The 14,120-nt window shown below is 73.3% G+C and carries 12 protein-coding genes; 8 read left to right on the top strand and 4 right to left on the bottom strand.

Annotated features, from left to right (window positions below; genetic code table 11):
- The first annotated feature begins 162 nt into the window (after nucleotides 1–162).
- Nucleotides 163–1,263, top strand: a complete 1,101-nt coding sequence (locus ACTWJ8_RS06205; RefSeq protein WP_443263228.1) for an O-antigen ligase family protein — start codon at nucleotides 163–165, stop codon at nucleotides 1,261–1,263.
- 15 nt (nucleotides 1,264–1,278) lie between these two features.
- Here ACTWJ8_RS06205 and ACTWJ8_RS06210 read toward each other — a convergent pair whose 3' ends face one another.
- The gene (locus tag ACTWJ8_RS06210) at nucleotides 1,279–1,845 is read right to left on the bottom strand and encodes a hypothetical protein (RefSeq protein ID WP_356381481.1); all 567 of its coding nucleotides are present in this window, start codon (nucleotides 1,843–1,845) and stop codon (nucleotides 1,279–1,281) included.
- Between the two features lie 75 nt (nucleotides 1,846–1,920).
- Nucleotides 1,921–2,706 carry a glutamate racemase gene (locus tag ACTWJ8_RS06215; protein ID WP_443263229.1) on the bottom strand — a complete coding sequence of 262 codons (786 nt, stop codon included), beginning with the start codon at nucleotides 2,704–2,706 and terminating at the stop codon, nucleotides 1,921–1,923.
- 59 nt (nucleotides 2,707–2,765) lie between these two features.
- On the opposite strand from ACTWJ8_RS06215, the gene ACTWJ8_RS06220 reads away from it, so the two are divergent.
- A complete protein-coding gene (locus ACTWJ8_RS06220) occupies nucleotides 2,766–3,929 on the top strand; it encodes a glycosyltransferase (protein ID WP_443263230.1) in 1,164 nt (387 codons plus the stop codon).
- A 31-nt stretch (nucleotides 3,930–3,960) separates the two neighbouring features.
- Here the strand turns inward: ACTWJ8_RS06220 and ACTWJ8_RS06225 are convergent, their stop codons facing one another.
- Complete coding sequence (locus ACTWJ8_RS06225; RefSeq protein WP_443263231.1) at nucleotides 3,961–5,124, bottom strand: TerD family protein; 1,164 nt, start codon at nucleotides 5,122–5,124, stop codon at nucleotides 3,961–3,963.
- Nucleotides 5,125–5,384: 260 nt separating this feature from the next.
- Here ACTWJ8_RS06225 and ACTWJ8_RS06230 point away from each other — a divergent pair, with 260 nt between their 5' ends.
- From ACTWJ8_RS06230 to ACTWJ8_RS06245, 4 genes are all read left to right on the top strand, one after another.
- Nucleotides 5,385–5,828 (top strand): DUF6643 family protein, encoded by a 444-nt coding sequence (locus ACTWJ8_RS06230; RefSeq protein ID WP_356381493.1) that lies wholly within the window; start codon nucleotides 5,385–5,387, stop codon nucleotides 5,826–5,828.
- Nucleotides 5,829–5,903: 75 nt separating this feature from the next.
- A complete protein-coding gene (locus tag ACTWJ8_RS06235; RefSeq protein WP_356381496.1) occupies nucleotides 5,904–6,731 on the top strand; it encodes an MOSC domain-containing protein in 828 nt (275 codons plus the stop codon).
- Between the two features lie 176 nt (nucleotides 6,732–6,907).
- Nucleotides 6,908–7,513 carry an Rv1733c family protein gene (locus ACTWJ8_RS06240; RefSeq protein WP_356381498.1) on the top strand — a complete coding sequence of 202 codons (606 nt, stop codon included), beginning with the start codon at nucleotides 6,908–6,910 and terminating at the stop codon, nucleotides 7,511–7,513.
- A gap of 156 nt (nucleotides 7,514–7,669) precedes the next feature.
- Entirely contained in the window at nucleotides 7,670–10,087 is a 2,418-nt protein-coding gene (locus tag ACTWJ8_RS06245; protein WP_443263232.1) for a right-handed parallel beta-helix repeat-containing protein, read from the top strand.
- Here ACTWJ8_RS06245 and ACTWJ8_RS06250 read toward each other — a convergent pair.
- Nucleotides 10,057–12,453, bottom strand: coding sequence for a hypothetical protein (locus ACTWJ8_RS06250; RefSeq protein ID WP_443263233.1), 2,397 nt, complete (start codon nucleotides 12,451–12,453; stop codon nucleotides 10,057–10,059). The two genes, ACTWJ8_RS06245 and ACTWJ8_RS06250, sit on opposite strands and share 31 nt — an antisense overlap.
- 222 nt (nucleotides 12,454–12,675) lie before the next feature.
- Here ACTWJ8_RS06250 and ACTWJ8_RS06255 point away from each other — a divergent pair, with 222 nt between their 5' ends.
- On the top strand, nucleotides 12,676–13,503 hold the full coding sequence (locus ACTWJ8_RS06255) for a DeoR/GlpR family DNA-binding transcription regulator (protein WP_356381507.1): 828 nt from the start codon (nucleotides 12,676–12,678) through the stop codon (nucleotides 13,501–13,503).
- Between the two features lie 121 nt (nucleotides 13,504–13,624).
- Nucleotides 13,625–14,107, top strand: coding sequence for an SRPBCC family protein (locus ACTWJ8_RS06260; RefSeq protein WP_356381510.1), 483 nt, complete (start codon nucleotides 13,625–13,627; stop codon nucleotides 14,105–14,107).
- Nucleotides 14,108–14,120: the final 13 nt, after the last annotated feature.

Genomic DNA, 14,120 nt, shown 5'->3' on the forward strand with positions numbered 1-14,120 from the left:
GTCAGCGCCGCGCCGCCCGGCCCGTGCCCTGACACGGAAGCATCGTTCCTGCGCAACACCGGCCCGGCGCGGTCCACCAGCGGTTACCGTGTGCCCCGGTTCCCGACGGCGCGGCCGCGTCCGGCCTCGCGTCCGGGGATCGGCTACGTCGGGGGGCGACGGGTGGATGCGACGGGGTGGTCGGCGGGCGCGGGCACGGACAGTGCCCTGCGCGGTCATCGAGGGGCTTCGGACGCCGTGGGCGTCGCGGTGCTGGGCTGCTGCGCGGCCTGGGCGCTGATCAGCGCGACCGCGCGCGCGGGCAGGCCGGAAGGGGCGCTCCTGGCTGTGCTCGCCGTGGTCGCCGGGTACGCGTGCGGGCGCATCGGCGGGGCGCTCGTCCCGGTCGCGGCGGCCTGCACGGTCGGGCTGGGTGGCCTGGGGCTGGCGCTCACCGCCCCGTACGCGGCCCCCGCGCCGGATGTGATCACCCCGCTCGGCCGGGTCGGCGCGACCGCGGCGCTGCTCGCCCTGTCGACGGGGGCGCTGTGCTGCGCGGCGTGGTCGGCCCGCCGGCCGGGCCTGCGCAGCGCGCTGCACGTGGGGGCGGCGGGCAGCGTGGTGGTGGCCGCCATGGTCGACTCTCCCGTGGGCATGACGGTGTGCGCGGGCGTCGTCCTGTGCTCGCTGGCGGCGGCGCGCCTGCACAGCCGGGCGACCGGTCTGCTGGGCCTCGGCCTCGCCACGGCGGTCGTGGCCGCCCTCGGGGTGGCGCTCGCCAAGAACGCCCTGCCCGCCGGGCCGACGGCCTCCCTGGAGACGTTGCTCTCGCACCGGCGGATCCTGCTGTGGCGCGACGCCGTACGCCTTGCCGAGGGGCATCCCGCGCTCGGCACGGGGCCGGGGCGCTTCGAGGACCTCAGTCCGACGCTCGCGCAGTCGCCGCTCTCCGACGGCAAGCCGCACTCCGCCGTCCTCCAGATGGCGGCCGAGCAGGGGCTCGTCGGCGTCCTGCTGCTGGCGACGGCCTACTGCTGGCTGCTGTACGTCCTGTGGCGCTCGACGCGCTCGACGCAGGTGGTGCTCGCGGCGGGCGCGGCGCTGACGGCGGTGGCCGCGATGGCGACGGTCGGCAACGCGCTCAGCTTCACGACCGTGACGGCGGGCGTGGGCCTGCTGGCCGGTCTCGCCACGGCCCGGCCGCTCGCCGAAGGACCGCACGACGACGGGCCGCCGGACGACGACGCGGCCGCCCCGGAATTCCTCCGGGACGGCCGCGAATGACGGTCGGGAGCGGGCTCAGACGGCCGGGCCCGCGGTCGGCTTCGGCTTCAGGCGGTCGCGGATGTGCCGCACGGCGGCCTCCGCGTCGTCCACGGTCACCGTGAACCTGCGCCCGTCACCGAGGCGGAGCACGACGCCCTCGCCGCGCCGCACCACGACGGCCGTGCCGATCTCCGGGCGCCAGCGGTAGCCCCAGCCGCCCCACTGGCGGGGCGTGACACGGGGTGCGAAGTCCGCCTCCACGACATGGTCGAGCGGGATGCGGCGGCGCGGCAGGCCCACGTGGCCGCAGCGCACCTCCAGGTGGTCCTTGTCGACCTTCACCGCGACATGGAGGAAGGCGAGCGTGCCGAACAGCACCAGCAGGCCGACGGCGATCAGGCCGACCACGGACATGGCCAGGGCGAGTATCCCGGTGGCCCACGAGTTGTCCACGGCCAGTTCGATGCCCAGGGCCAGGCAGGCCAGCCCGCCACAGGCGAGCAGCCACTGCACACGGTTGTGTGCGCGGCCGGTCCAGATGTCGGTCGCGGAGGCGGAAGAGTGCCGCCTCGAGTGCTCGTCGGGGGCGTGTTCCCTCATGCACTCGAGACTACTCATGTTCCGCCGGGACGGCACGGCCCTGCGGGCCGGAAGGCCGCCCCCGCGCGCGGGTGGTCAGCCCGCGTGGCTGAGCGCTTGCAGGTCACGGCCCTCGGCGTAGGCGAGCGCCTCCCGCGGAAGCGTGTCCTCCCGGCCGCTTAGGAGCACGGTGAGGCGTCCACGCGCGTCCGAGGCGGGCCGCGGGGTCTCACCGATCCGGCGCAGGGCCTGGGCGGCGACGGCGCCCGCGCTGCTGTGCAGGACGAGCGGCTCGGCGTCCGGACGCTGCACCGCGGCCCTGATCCGCTCCGCCACCAGCTCGTAATGGGTGCAGCCCAGGACGACGGCCCTTACGTCACCGGGAGTGAGCGCCGCGGCGGCCTCGATCGCGCGGTCGATGCCCGCCTCGTCGGCCCACTGCACGGCGTCGGCGAGGCCGGGGCAGGGCACCTCGGTGACCTGGGCGTCGCCCCCGAAGTCGCGGATCAGCGTCTGCTGGTAGGGGCTGCCGGTGGTCGCGGGCGTCGCCCAAATGGCGACCGGGCCGCCGCCCGCCGCGGCGGGCTTGATGGCGGGGACGGTGCCGATGACCGGGATCGCGGGCTCGAGGCGGGCGCGCACCGCGGGCAGCGCGTGCACGGAGGCCGTGTTGCAGGCGATGATCAGCGCGTCCGGATCCTGCGCGGCGGCGGCCTCGGCGACGGCGAGGGCCCGCTCGGTCACGTCATCGGGCGTGCGCGGCCCCCACGGCATGGTGTCGGGGGCGGAGGAGAGCACGAGGTCGGCGTCCGGGCGCAGGCGCCGTACCGCGGCGGCGGCCGCGAGCAGTCCGATTCCTGAGTCCATCAGCGCGATCTTCACGCCAAAACCATAGACGATGAGTCCGACAATGCCCGTGCGGGTGGGGCAGACTGCGGCGGATGGACGTCGTTGTGTGGATCACCGCGGCTTCGCTCGCCGCATGGCTGTGGCTGCTGCTGTGCCAGGGCTTCTTCTGGCGTACGGACCTGCGGCTGCCGCCGCGCACCGAGCCCGTGAGCTGGCCGGACGTGTGCGTGGTGGTGCCAGCCCGGGACGAGGCGGCCGTGCTGCCGGACAGCCTTCCGTCGCTGCTCGCGCAGGACTATCCCGGCCGGGCGGAGATCTTCCTGGTGGACGACGGCAGCTCGGACGGCACGGGCGAGGTGGCGCGGGAGCTGTCGGACCGGTTCGGCGGACTCCCGCTCACGGTGGACTCGCCGGGTGAGCCGCCGGCCGGCTGGACCGGGAAGCTGTGGGCGGTGCGGCACGGCATCGGGCTCGCACGCGCGCGTGGACCGGAGTTCCTGCTGCTGACCGACGCCGACATCGCGCACGAGCCGGACAGCCTGCGCGAGTTGGTGGCGGCGGCCCGCACGGGCGGCTTCGACCTGGTGTCGCAGATGGCGCGGCTGCGGGTGGCGAGCGTGTGGGAGCGGCTGGTCGTGCCGGCGTTCGTGTACTTCTTCGCGCAGCTGTACCCGTTCCGCTGGATCGCCAAGGAAGGCTCGCGCACGGCCGCGGCGGCGGGCGGCTGTGTGCTGCTGCGGACCGAGGCGGCCGAGCGGGCGCGGATCCCGGACGCGATCCGGCAGGCGGTCATCGACGACGTGTCGCTCGCGCGGGCCGTGAAGCGGTCGGGCGGGCGCATCTGGCTGGGCCTTGCCGAGCGGGTCGACAGCGTGCGGCCCTATCCGCGTCTGGCGGATCTGTGGCGCATGGTGTCGCGCAGCGCGTACGCGCAGTTGCGGCACAACCCTCTGGTGCTGCTCGCCACCGTCGTCGGGCTCGCCCTGGTGTACCTGGTGCCGCCCGCGGCGCTGATCGTGGGCCTGGCCACCGGCAGCGCGGCGACGGCGCTGCTCGGCGGGCTCGCCTGGGCGGTGATGGCGGGCACGTACGCCCCCATGCTGGGCTACTACCGGCAGACGCTGTGGCTGGCGCCGCTGTTGCCGTTCACGGCGCTGCTGTACCTCCTGATGACGGTGGACTCCGCGGTGCAGCACTACAGGGGGCGCGGCGCGGCCTGGAAGGGGCGCACCTATGCCGCTCCCGAGCGGGGCTGAATCTCCTGGGGCGGGCCGCTGTTCGAAGCCGCTATTTGCGGCCGCGCGTCCAGTTCATGTTCCACCCGTAGGCGCGGTCCACGGTGCGCTGCGGGCTCACGCCGCGGTCGGGGACGAGGTAGCGCGCCTCGCGGCGCACCGTCAGATCGCCGCCCTCGTTCGTGAGCAGGGCCAGCGCGCACACGTTGGAAGGCACCGTGCACTCGTCCAGGGAGAAGTCGATCGGCGCCCCGTGGGCGGGCCGGAGGGTGACCGTCGCGTGAAGGTCGGCGAAACTTCGCGCGCCTTCATAGATGGTCACGAAGACGAGGATGCGGCGGAACGCGTCGGTGCGGTCGAGGTTGACGGTGAGGTTCTCGCCGGTGGCGAGGCCACCGCTGCGGTCGTCGCCGTCGAGGTGGATGTACGGGGCCTGGTGCAGCGATCCGAAGGCGTGGCCGAGCGCCTGGACAACTCCCTTGGTGCCGTCCGTCAGTTCGTACAGGGCGCACAGGTCGAGATCGAGGCCGCGGGCGCGCCTGCCGGCCCGGCCGCCGAGCTGTTTGCGGACCTCCCAGTTGAGGTTCACGCGCAGCGCTCCTGAGGTGCCGCCCTGTTTGGCGAGGGAGACGGTGGGCGCGGACTTCGTGAGGGTCACTTTCGTCAACGGGGCGGGAGGCGGGGCGTGCTGCGGTTCGTCGACGGTGATGCCGTAGTCGGTCGCGAGGCCTTCGAGGCCGGTGTCGTAGCCCTGGCCCACCGCCCGGAACTTCCACGCTCCCTGACGACGGTAGAGTTCGCCCAGGACGAAGGCCGTCTCCACCGTGGCGTCCGCGCTGTCGTAGCGGGCGAGTTCGGTTCCGTCCGCCGCGTCGACGACGCGCACGTACAGGCCGGGCACGCGCCCGAAGGTTCCGCCGTCGGCCGACGCCGCGAGGATCACCTTCTCGATGGCGGGCTCCACGCGCGCGAGGTCGAGGTGGAGGGTGTCGGTGGCCGTGCCGTCGCCCGTGGTCCTGCCCTCGTACCGGACCGCTCCGGACGGGTGCGTGGGCTGGTTGTAGAACACGAAGTCCGCGTCGGAGCGGACCTTTCCGGAGGCGAGCAGGAGGGCCGAGGCGTCGACGTCGGGGACACCGGGACCTGAACGTCTGCCCAATTCGACGCGTACGGCCGGAGCGTGCAGCTCGACATTCGCCCCTTTAGCCATTGTCATGTCCGCCCCAAACCCGCGACGTCGGCTTAGCGACCAACATATTCCCTGGACCCTTCCGGCTCCCAGAGGCCGGTTCGAAGATCACTGGCCAACCGCCGGTAACCCCCTGAAATCTTGGGCCCTACAGGAAACGGAGGCCGAGCGACGACCGTTTTCCCCAAGTTCGCTCGCATTGAGGAAGCGCGGTCACACACGACACGCAAAAGAACCCTCTTATCGGTCTACCCCAACGACCACATCGTGGGCTTAACTTATGTGTCATGACCTCCCCCCGCTCCACATATGGCGGCGGTTACTACTCCGCGCCGTCCTTCCCGGACACTCCGATCTACGACTCTCTCGTCGCGGAACGGGGTACTCCGCAGATCGCCCCGATCCGGGTCCCTTCCGCGTACGACAGCAGCAGTCATCTGCCCGCGCTGCCGGCCGCGCTGCCCGCCCTGCCGTCGGCGTCCTCCGCGCCCGCGCCGCAGTACGGCTATCCGCAGCAGCAGTCGGCCCCGATGCAGCCGGCCCAGTCCGCGTACATCCCGCAGCAGGCGAGCGCCCCGCGCGGCTACCCGGGCCCGCAGGCCCAGCAGCAGCCGCAGCGCCCGATGCCCGGCTCCCCGACCGGCTACGAGTCGATGCGCCCGGCCACGCCGCGCCCCGCCCCCGCGCCGTACGAGGATCCGTACAACCGCCAGCAGTACCGCGGTTACTGACCCGACACGGCCGGAGCGCTCCGGCCCACCCCGCGGCCACGGACGATGTCCGTGGCTGCTGGCAGAATTGCCGCCATGTCGCAGCCAGCAGCACTCAGTTCGATCCATGTCCACCCGCTCAAGGCGGTCCGGGGGCACGCCCCGCGCGAGGCCGTCGTCGAGCCGTGGGGCCTGGCCGGGGACCGGCGCTGGGTGCTGGTGGGCACGGACGGCAAGATCGTGACGCAACGGCCGCATCCGCGCCTCGCGTTGGCCGCCGCCGAGCTGCTGCCCGGCGGCGGCGTTCGTGTGTCGGCCCCCGGCATGGACCCGCTCACCGTCGAGGTCCCGGAGCCGCGCGAGACGGCCACCATCGAGGTCTGGTCGGACAAGGTCGAGGCGGTCGCCGCCGCCCCTGAGGCGCACGCCTGGTGGAGCGCCTACCTGGACACCGGGATACGCATGATGCACCTCGACGACCCGGCTACCCGGCGCCCCATCGACCCCGCGTACGCGCGTCCCGGCGAGACGGTGAGCTTCGCCGACGGGTACCCGCTGCTCCTCACGAGCCTCTCCTCCCTCGACGCACTCAACTACTTGATCGGTCAAGGAGATCACTCCGACGAGGGCCCACTGCCGATGGACCGGTTCCGGCCTAATGTCGTCGTCTCCGGCACTCCCCCGTGGGCCGAGGACGACTGGTCGCGGATCGCCATCGGAGAAGTCACGTTCCGTATCACCAAGAAGAGCGGCCGCTGCGTGGTCACGACGACGAACCAGCAGACAGCGGAGCGTGGCAAGGAACCGCTGCGCACCCTGGCCAGGCACCGCCGCTTCGGTGACCAACTGTGCTTCGGCACCAATCTCGTGCCCGAGACGACCGGCACCATCCGAATCTCAGATCCCTTGACGATCCTCGAATAACCGTCACCCGGTCGGGGAACCCGGCGCCGCGGCATGCTCGTTGAGAGACAATGGCAGTGTCGGAAGCGCCGGTGAGCAGGGGCGAGCAAGCCAGGTGACGTCGCTCTCTCTTCTCTCCTCCGGCATGCGGGCGCTGCCGTTCGGGGTTAAGACAGACCCGGAAGGGGGTGCAGACCGTGCGAGCGTTGATCGGGCTCTGGCGCTGGCGCCACAATCCGGTGTGCCGCGGGACCGACCTGGCCGAGGCCTGGGTCGCCCTGGTCGCACTGGTCCTCATCGTCGTCGCCGCGCCGCTGGCCGGCGTCGTCGCGGGGTCCCTGTCCCGTGACGCTCTGTACCGCTCCGTGGAGGAGCAGCGCAGCGCGCGGCACGAAGTGACGGCGACCGTGGTCCGCAAGGTGGCCCAGCCACCTCTCGACCCGGACCCCGAGACGTCGACGGCGCGCGACGCGCACACGCGCGTAGTGGCGTCCTGGAAGGCGCCTGACGGCACGCCGCGGCACGACCGCGTCGTCGCCCCGCTGACCACCCCGCACCGCGGCGACACGTTCCCGGTGTGGACCGACGACCAGGGCCGTGCGGTCGGCAGGCCGCTCGACAAGCCGACGGCCGCCACGCACGCGGCACTCGCCGGTTTCGGCGCCGCCGTCGCCGTGACGGGCCTGGTGGAGGGCTCTCGGCGGCTGGTCCTGTGGCGCATGATGCGCCGCCGGTACGCGCGCTGGGACAGCGCCTGGGACATCGCGGGACCCGACTGGGGCCGGACCGGCACGGGCAGCTGACGAGGGTCGGCGGGCTCGTGGCTCTGGTCAACCCCCGTGCTCCGCGCACGCTACGGTGGACCCACCTTTTGGCAGGCAGAGCGCAGGAAGCGCCGGTGACGCCGCGCGAGACGCGCACAGGTCCGGCGTACGACGAGGTGGGGGCAGATCAGCGCCATGGCACAGGGCTCGGTCCAGGTGACGCACACCAGCACTTCGCGGTGGCGGCGCCGCACGGGTGAGTACTCCTCGCTGGCCGCCGCCCTGGACGCGGCCACCGACGGCGACGTGCTGACCGTGGCCCCGGGCACGTACAGAGAGAACCTGGTGCTGCGGCGCGCGGTGACGCTGCGTGGCCCCGAGGGCTCCCCCGGCTCCGTGCGGATCGTGCCCTCCGAAGGCGTCGCCGTCACCGTCCGTTCCTCCGCGACGGTGCGTGATCTGCACGTCGAGGGGCAGGACGCGGCGGCCCCCGCGCTGCTCGTCGAGGAGGGCGCGCCCGAGATCGTCGGCGTCCGCGTCGTGACGCGGTCCGCGACCGGGCTCGAAGTGCGCGGCGGCGCGCGCCCCACCGTGCGCCAGTGCACCGTCGACAACGCCGGAGGCATCGGCATCGCCGTGCTCGACGGCGGGGGCGGTGTCTTCGAGGAGTGCGAGGTCGTCGCGGCCGGGCAGGCGGGTGTCGCGGTGCGCGGCGGCGCGCATCCACGCCTGGAGCGCTGCCGCGTGCACCACACCTCGGGCGCGGGCATCTCCGCGACCGGCGAGCACTCCGGCCTGGAGGCCGTGGGCTGCGAGGTGTACGAGGTGAAGGGGTCCGGTGTGCAGATCACCGGACGGGCCACCGCACACCTGACCGACTGCGATGTGCACCGCACGACGGCCGACGGCGTCACGCTCGACACCGACGCGGTGCTCACGCTCGCCGACTGCCGCGTGCACGACATCCCTGAGAACGCGATCGACCTGCGCTCCCGGTCCGTCCTGACGCTGACGCGTTCCACCGTGCGCCAGTTCGGACGCAACGGCCTGTCGGTGTGGGACCCCGGCACGCGCGTGGACGCCAGCCAGTGCGAGATCCACGACAGCACGGGCGACTATCCGGCCGTGTGGGTCAGCGACGGCGCGACCGCCGTGCTCGATTCCTGCCGGGTGCACGACGTGCCGGACGCGCTGTTCGTGCTCGACCGCGGCTCGCGCGTGGACGTCCTCGACAGCGACCTGTCGCAGGTGCGCAACACGGCGGTGTCGGTGAGCGACGGCGCGACCGCGCAGCTCGACGACTGCCGCATCCGGGAGGCCGCGACGGGCGCCTGGTTCCGCGACCACGGCAGCGGCGGCACGCTCGCCAACTGCACCGTGGACGCCACCCAGACCGGCGTGATCGTCACCAAGGGCGCCGACCCCACGATCGAGCGCTGCACGGTCACCTCCCCCGCCGAGGCCGGCTTCTACGTGTCCGCCGGCGGCCGGGGAAGCTTCCACGGCTGCCGCGTCACGGGCAGCGGCGGCTTCGGCTTCCACATCATCGACGGCTGCCGCACGAGCCTCAAGAAGTGCCGTACGGAGCGGTGTTCGCGCGGCGGCTACGAGTTCGCCGAGGACGGTCCGCTGATCGAGGACTGCGCGAGCGACGAGAGCGGCGGCGTGCGGCCGGGCGCGTCGGCGGCGCCGCAGGCCGCCCCGCAGCCCGCCGTGCAGACCGCGACACAGACGGTCGGCCTCCTCAGCGGCGTGCCCGACCAGCGCCCCTCGGCGGCCCCTCAGGAGCCCGCGAGGGATTCCCGCACGTCCAAGGACGTCCTGGGTGAACTGGACGCTCTGGTGGGCCTGGAGAGCGTCAAGCGGGAGGTGCGGGCGCTCACGGACATGATCGAGGTCGGCCGCAGGCGCCAGGAGGCGGGCCTCAAGGCGGCCTCCGTACGGCGCCACCTGGTGTTCACCGGCTCCCCCGGCACCGGCAAGACGACGGTCGCGCGCCTGTACGGCGAGATCCTGGCGTCGCTCGGCGTCCTCGGCCAGGGCCACCTCGTGGAGGTGTCCCGGGTGGACCTGGTCGGCGAGCACATCGGCTCCACCGCGATCCGCACCCAGGAGGCCTTCCAACGCGCTCATGGCGGCGTGCTGTTCATCGACGAGGCGTACGCGCTGTCCCCGGAGGACTCCGGTCGTGACTTCGGCCGCGAGGCCATCGACACGCTCGTCAAGCTCATGGAGGACCACCGGGACGAGGTCGTCGTGATCGTCGCGGGCTACACGGCGGAGATGGAGCGCTTCCTGTCCACCAACCCCGGGGTGGCGTCGCGCTTCTCACGGACCATCACGTTCTCCGACTACGTGCCCGAGGAGCTGCTGCGCATCGTGGAGCAGCAGGCCGACGAGCACGAGTACCGGCTCGCCGACGGGACGCCGGAAGCACTCCTCAAGTACTTCACGGCGCTCCCGAAGGGGCCCGCTTTCGGCAACGGCCGTACCGCCCGCCAGACGTTCGAGTCGATGGTGGAGCGGCATGCCGGCCGGGTTGCCCAGCTCGACGCCCTGGACACCGACGCCCTCACGCTGCTCTACCCGGAGGACCTGCCCGAGCTGCCCTGAGCCCGCGCCGCGTCGGGGCGCTGCTGCGGCACGCCCGGCTTGAGGCGGGCGAGCAGCCGGGCCCGCTCCTCGGCGAACACCGGGTCGGCCTGGTAGTCGCTGTGCCCCAGGATCGGTGCGGGGAGCGGGTGTTCGGCCGTGCGCCCGTACGCGAGCGGGTCCAGGAGCGCCTCGTGGTCGACCTGGGGGCCGCACTCGCCGGTCAGGTTGATGGGCCCGCCGATGGGGTCGGTCTCGCGGTGCAGATTGCGCCAGCAGTCGACCTGGCGGTGCAGCGAGGCCAGCGCCTCGGGGCCGAACTGGGCCGGGAACCAGCGCCCGTACAGGCGCTCCAAGGGCGATCCGTAGGTGAGCAGTCCGACGCGCTTCCTTACGGAGGGGTGCAGTTGCCAGGCGGCGGCCGCCGCGAGGACGCTGCCCTGGGAGTGCCCCGACAGGATGAGGCGACCCCCGGTTGACTGCGTCCAGGTGGCCATGCGCCAGGTCAGGTCGGGGACGGCGCGCTCGGCATAGCACGGGGGCGCGAAGGGGTGCGCGGCGCGCGGCCAGAAGGTGCCCACGTCCCACAGGATGCCGATGGTGCGGCGCGCGGACGCGTCCTTGTAGGCGCGGCGCCCCCAGGTGACGAACAGTATGAAGCCGAGACCGATCAGCCAGGAGCCGAGCGCCTGCGCGGACTCCGCGGCACCCTCCACGATCGCGTACGAGCCCCGGAACGCGGTCGCCGGCACCTTCCCCGTGGTCCACGCGCCGACCACGGCCAGCGCGCCGAGCAGCAGCGTCACCGAGGACACCACCCCGATCATCACCGGCGCCTTGTCCGTGAGGGCGGCACGCGCGCGCGTGCCCGCGATGCGCGCCGTGCGGTGCGCGTCCGGGGGTTCGGCGGTCGCGCCCGGCTTGTCGTCGAGGTGGTAGTCGACCGCCACTTGGGCCGTCTCCCGCTTCTTGATAAGGGCCGTGCGCAGCGCGAGCGCCCCGCCCAGGACGGCGAGCACGACCAGCAGCGGCGGGATGACGGATGCCTGCCAGGACAGCAGGACGGGCGGGCCCTTGATGAGGCCGCTGGTGCCGTCCAGCCAGTCGGCGACGCGCTGCGCCACACCGCCCGTCATGACGCCGCCGAGGGCGCAGGCGAGCATCGCGGTGGCGGGTCCGCCGAGGCCGCGCAGGGCGGTGCGCGGGTCGCGGGCGGTGCGGTAGATGGCGTGCGCGACGACGGCGATGACGAGCACGAGCGCGCCCTGGACGAGAGCGATGCCGCCGAACGTCGCGTCGCCGGGCAGCCGCCCCGACGACTGCCAGCCGGGGCGCGACCAGGCCGCGTACACCATGGTCACGACGAGCAGGGCCAGCGCGCCGTACGGCAGCACGCGCACGAGGGCGCGGTCCACCCTGTCGTCGACGCGGTTCTCGCTGCGGCCTCGGCGCACGACGACGGTGACGACGGCGAGGACGCCGACGACCAGGGCGCCGACGATCACCCAGCCCACCGCGGCGAGCAGGGCGGGCCCGCCCGCCGCCCGGTCGAAGCGGGCCGCCGAGGTGCCGACGGCCGCGGCCACGGTGAGCAGCGCGGCGGCGGTGTGGGCGGCGCGCAGCCGGGCCACCAGGCGGCGCCCGTACCAGAAGCCGGGCCTGCCCAGGGCGTTGTCGATCTCGCCGTCGGTGGGCTCGGGCATGTGCGGCAGCGGGCGCTGCGTCTCGTACGCGCTCCAGGTGCGGTGCGAGAGGTACCAGAGGAGGCCCGCCAGGGCCGTCGGGACGAGCGCGGCGAGGGCGAGGCGGCGGCCCGGCTGGCTCCACCAGCCCTCGGCGAGGAAGCCGAGCCACGAGTGGCGCGCCGCGCAGGCCGAGGTGCCGGCGCACTGCCAGGCCGTCAGGTCGAGGGCGACCTCGCAGGCGGCGGCGACCAGGAGCACCGTGAGGGTGAGCGAGACGAGGCGGACGAGCAGCCCGTACAGGCGCACGGTGCGGGTCCAGCGGCGGGCGTTGGGCCGCATCCAGTGCGACAGGTTCACCACCATGAAGGGCAGCAGCAACAGCCACAGCGCCCGTGAGCCGTTGCCCGACGTGAGGTTGCACCACACGTACGCCTCGGGGACGGGCTTGCCCCGGTAGTCGTCGGGCCGGGCCTCCGCGTCGACGTCCTCGCCGCGCCGGAAGACGGCGGCCGTGTCGTCGCCCGACACCCGCACCGTCTGCGGGTCGTCGAGCATCTCTTGCGGGGTGGTGCCGCCGACTCCGTGGACGAGGAGTTCCAGGGCGGTCTCGTCGGCCGTCGTGGTGGGCGCGTCGGCGGTCGTCGCGGCGGCCTCCCCATGAGGGTGGCCGTGGTCCTTGTCGTGCTCGTGCGTCGTGCTCATGTGTCCCCCGTTCCTGAACACGATCAGGATCCCGGCCCCACGGCCCCTCGGGCACCCCTCGTCACGGAATCTCCCCGAGGCGCCCCGCCCCATTCACCCCGTTGCGCGCGGACCGTCCTCGCGGGCGGTGGTCCCGGTGTCGGTGGCGCGTGCGAGGATGACGAGAAAGCGCTGGCCGGTACGCCGGTGGCAGGCGGGACGAGTCGAAGGGATCCGACGGACGTGAGCGAGAATCAGAACCTGCTCGCGGAGCAGCGCCGCGCCCTGATCATCGACGAGGTCCGTCGCCGCGGCGGCGTCCGGGTCAACGAGCTGACCAGGAAGCTCGGCGTCTCCGACATGACGGTGCGGCGCGACCTCGACGCGCTGGCCCGGCAGGGCGTGGTCGAGAAGGTGCACGGCGGCGCGGTGCCCGTGGTCGAGGCCAGCACCCACGAGCCGGGGTTCGAGGCCAAGTCGGGCCTGGAGCTGACCGCCAAGGAGGACATCGCGCGGGCCGCGGCGCCGCTGGCCGCGCCCGGCACGGCGATCGCGCTGTCCGGCGGTACGACGACGTTCGCGCTGGCCCAGCAGCTGCTCGACGTACCGGACTTGACGGTGGTGACGAACTCGGTGCGGGTCGCCGACGTCTTCCACGCCGCGCAGCGCGGCGCGGCGTCCCGGCAGGGAGCGGCCACGGTGGTGCTGACCGGCGGGGTGCGCACGCCGTCGGACTCGCTGGTGGGGCCCGTGGCCGACCAGGCGATCGCGGCGCTCCACTTCGACGTGCTGTTCCTCGGGGTGCACGGCATAAGCCCGGAGGCGGGCCTGTCGACGCCGAACCTCGCGGAGGCGGAGACGAACCGGCGGCTCGTGCAGTCCGCGCGGCGCGTCGTGGTGGTGGCCGACCACACCAAGTGGGGGACGGTGGGGCTGAGTTCCTTCGCCTCGCTCGACCAGGTGGACACGTTGGTCACGGACGGCGGGCTGCCCGTCGAGGCGCGGGCCGAGGTTGCCGAGCACATGCGGCTCGTCGTGGCCGACGAGCCGGAGGACGGTGCAGACATCTGACGGGGTGCCAGTTATGGTGGCGCCGAGCCAACAGCTGGAGCACGTCGACGTCAATTCGCTTGCGCGCGATGCCCGTTGACCCGGGCGTCGCGTCCGATTCAATCTTGGGGGCTGAACCTTCATGGCACGCCGTCTTCGTCCCGTCCAGCTCGACTTCGTCGAGAGTGCGCCGCTGCGGCTCGTGTTCGCGCGTGAGGTGTCGGCGTCGCCGGACGCCGTGTACCGGGCGCTCGCCGAGGACGTCGTGGGGTGGCCGCAGTGGTTCTCTGCGGTGACGCTGGCTCGGCCGATGGACGGTGGCGCGCGGCGGGAGGTGCGGCTCAAGGGCGGGACGCGGTTCCTGGAGACGATAGTCGCGGCGGAGCCCGGTGAGGTGTACGCGTATCGAGTGGACGAGACGAACGCGCCGGGGGTGCGGGCGCTGCTGGAGGAGTGGCGGCTCGAGGGGATTCCCGGCGGGGGGACTCGGGTGCGGTGGACGTTTGCGGTGGATGCGCCTGCCGGCGTGCGGGCGGGGATGAAGTTCGGGCGGGCCGCGATGGGGCGGGCGTTCCGGGGGGCCGTCGCCGCGCTTGATCGGCGGCTTGCGTCCACGCCCGCGTGAAGGTGCGGTCGGC

The organism is Streptomyces sp. SDT5-1 (genome assembly GCF_052245995.1).
In the GTDB taxonomy this organism is placed as follows: Bacteria; Actinomycetota; Actinomycetes; order Streptomycetales; family Streptomycetaceae; genus Streptomyces.